The organism is Flavobacterium sp. MEB061, from assembly GCF_000834715.1.
In the GTDB taxonomy this organism is placed as follows: domain Bacteria; phylum Bacteroidota; class Bacteroidia; order Flavobacteriales; family Flavobacteriaceae; genus Flavobacterium; species Flavobacterium pectinovorum.
Window position 1 is genome coordinate 1 of the sequence record NZ_JXQR01000020.1, and the last position, 3580, is coordinate 3580.

Annotated in this window: 1 pseudogene; it reads left to right on the plus strand. The window is 36.9% G+C overall.

Annotated features, from left to right (window positions below):
* Nucleotides 1-3580 (plus strand): annotated as a pseudogene (locus RT99_RS11810) (hypothetical protein); the annotation flags it as partial.

Below are 3580 nucleotides of genomic sequence, written 5' to 3' on the forward strand. Positions count from 1 at the left end.
AACTATTGCTCCATCTCCGGTAATTATTGCTAAACAAACATCTAATTCTTTTGCAAATCTTGCTCCGGGAACATACATGTTTAAAGTTACAGATGCAAATGGATGTTTCTATACAGAAGCTCATACAATTAATCCAGTTACTCCAATTACGGCTGTTGCTAGTAAATTAAGTGATGTATTATGTAACGGTGGTAACACAGGATCTATAAGATTAACTGTGGGTGGTTTTGCTTCTACCTATTCTTATACTGTTAATGGCGGAATTGCCGTAACAGGAATTAGCAGCACAACGGTTACTTTACCAAATTTAGTTGCAGGAAATTATGCAATTGTTGTTACTGATGAAGCAACAGGTTGTACAGCTCCTGCTTCGATTACTATTGATCAACCTGCAGCTCCTTTATCTGCAACTTATGCAGCAGTAAATGGAAACTGTTCTGTTAGTACTTCAGCGGTGACTGTTACAGCAGCTGGAGGAACACCAATATACAGATATTCGTTCGTTCAGGATGGTGCTCCGGTAGGAACATATTCAAACAACAATAAAGCAAATCTTGATCCGGCAGTTAGTTTAAACTGGGATGTTCATGTAATTGATGCTAACAATTGTACATTCAAATTAGACATTACGATTTCTAAAGATATTGTTCCTACTGTTACAGCTTCTGCAACAGGTCAATGTTTTGGTGTAGGAAGCTATACTATTACAGCAACTCCGGGAGCAGGTTTAGTAGCGCCTTTAACTTATAGTATTGACAATGGCGCTTCTTACCAGACAGGTAATACGTTTGTAATTACTACACCAGGAACTTATACTGTTAGAATTAAAGACGGTAACGGATGTACAGCAAATAGTAATGTTGTTACAGTTGATAATATATTAGGCTTAACAGCTGTATTAGACAAAAACATTACATGTTCATTACCAACAGCTGCTCAGGTAACTTTGACTGCAAATGGAGGAAGTACTCCTTATACATACCAATCTAAAGAAGCTGCAGGAGCATATACTGCTATGGCTTCTAACGTTTTCAACACAATGACTCCAGGAAGTTATACGTTCAGAGTTACTGATGGTAAAGGATGTATATTCGAAACTACAACTCCAATTATTATAACAGCACCTGTTAATCCAGATATTACAAACGTTGTACAAACAGCGCTTATCAATTGTAATGGAGATGCTACAGCAGCAATTGCAATTACAATTGATGATACAAAAGGACAAGCTCCATTTGTATATAATGTTAGAAATACAACTACAGGAGTTAATTATGGGACACAAACATCTGGCTTAGCAGCAGGTAACTATGTAGTTACTGTTACTGATGCAAAAGGATGTACTGATACTTTCAATATTACTATAGCACAACCAACTCCAATTGTTGTTAGTCGTACTGTTACTCCAATTACTTGTGGTGCTTTAGGTGTTTCTTTAGGTTCTATTACAATTAATTCGGTTACTGGTGGAACACCAAATTATATCTACCACGTAACAGGAGTAAATGGCTATGACAAACAAATTACAAATCAAACTGGAGCTACGGCTGTGTTTGAAGTTGTAGATTTCGGTTTATATCAAATTATTATTACAGATGCAAATGGTTGTACCAATATCGAACAAAACGTACTAGTTGCTTCGCCACCAGACGATTTAGATATTATTGTAACGGCGCCACCGGCAGATTGTTCTTCACCTGGTTCTGCACTTGTAGCTATTAATACAACTGCAACAGGTACAATAACAGGGCCTGGTCCTTTCCACTTTGCAATTTATACTGGTCCGGGAATGGTTTACACATCCCCAACGGCATTGCCTTGGTATAATGAAGATGCTGTAGGAAGTAAAAAAACAACTATACCTAATTTAATACCAGGTGTAAAATATACTTTTATAGTACATGATTCTGTAACAGGTTGTTACTATTTCGAATCGGCTACAACTCCGATTCCTACAAATTCAACCTTAACAACAAATGCTCTAATAGCAAGTAATATTACTTGTAGAGGAAGTGCAGATGGTAAAGTAACTTTTACAATAGGAAGTTCTTATGCATCGGTTACTCCAATAAGTTATGAGATATTTAATTCTCAATCACTAGTGTCAACTGGAATTACCGGTACAGGTTCTGTTCCAGCTGGTGGAATTTTGACACTTTCTAACCTTGGACCATTGCCTTTTGGTAATTATTTTGTTCTGGTAAGAGAAACAGCTGGTGCAACTCACGCTGGATGTAGTGTTGCTACAGTTCCATTTAATATTACTCAGTCTGCAATTGACTTGTCACTTACAGCTTCTGTCTCTAAAAATGCAAATTGTAACGCTAACTCAGGAGTTATTACTGCAATTGCTAAAGATGGTACAGCACCATACACATATCAATTGTTATTAGCTTCGGCTTCGGCTCCAACAGCAGCGACTGCAGGTTGGGCAAGTGCCAACACATTTAATAGAGATGCAGGAAATTATATTGCTTATGTAAAAGATGCTTATGGTTGTATTAAACAAGCTTCAGTTACTTTAAATAAAGATGCTGACCCAACAATTACAGCACCTGCTACAATTTGTTATAATGGTACTCCATTCACAATTGCAATTTCTGGAACTGTTGATCCGGCAATTGTTGGTGATGCTACTTATAGCGTAAATGGAAGTACTTTCCAAACAAGCCCTAACTTTACATTTAATGCTTCGGGTATTTATAACTTAGTAATTAAAGATGGTAATGGTTGTACAGCTAGTACTACTTATGAAGTTAAACCGCAATTACAATTAAGTGTTGCATTAACTAAAGAATTAGATTGTACAGCTACACCAAATGCAACAATTACGTTGACTGCTACAGGTGGATATAACACAGCTTACACTTACGAATATTCTGTAAATGGAGGTGGTTATACAACTATGGCTTCTAATGTTCTTTCAACAAGCGTTTTAGGAAATTATGTTTTCAGAGTAAACGATGCTAAATTGCCAACGGCATGTCAGGCTACTGCTACTTTAACTTTAGATCCTGTTCAGCCTACATTATTTGCTACTGTTCAAACACATGTTAGCTGTTTTGGTGGTGGAGACGGAACGATTACAGTAAATGTTACTTCAGGTGTTGGTCCTTATCAATATCAATTAGATGGTGGAACTTTCCAGACATCTAATGTATTTACAGGAGTAGCAGCAGGAAATGCATATATTATTACTGTTAGAGATGCTAAATCTTGTCTTTATCCAAGTGCGCCAATAGTTATTACGCAGCCAGTTGCTTTAACAGCTACTTCGGCAATAACAGCTCCTTTAACTTGTGCTACAGGAAATGTTCCGACAAAAGCAATTGTTACTGTAACAGCTACTGATGGTACAGCTCCATATTTATATAGTTTTGATAATGGAGTAACTTATACTTCTACAAATACTTATGAAGTATTTGCAGGTACAACTTTTGATGTTTTAGTTAAAGATGCTAAAGGATGTCTATTCACATTAACAAATGGGGTTAACATTCCTGCTTTGAATCCGCCAACGATTACAACTATCACTGGAACGCCAATTTATTGTGCTCCGGCTGCTAACACAACAAGTACG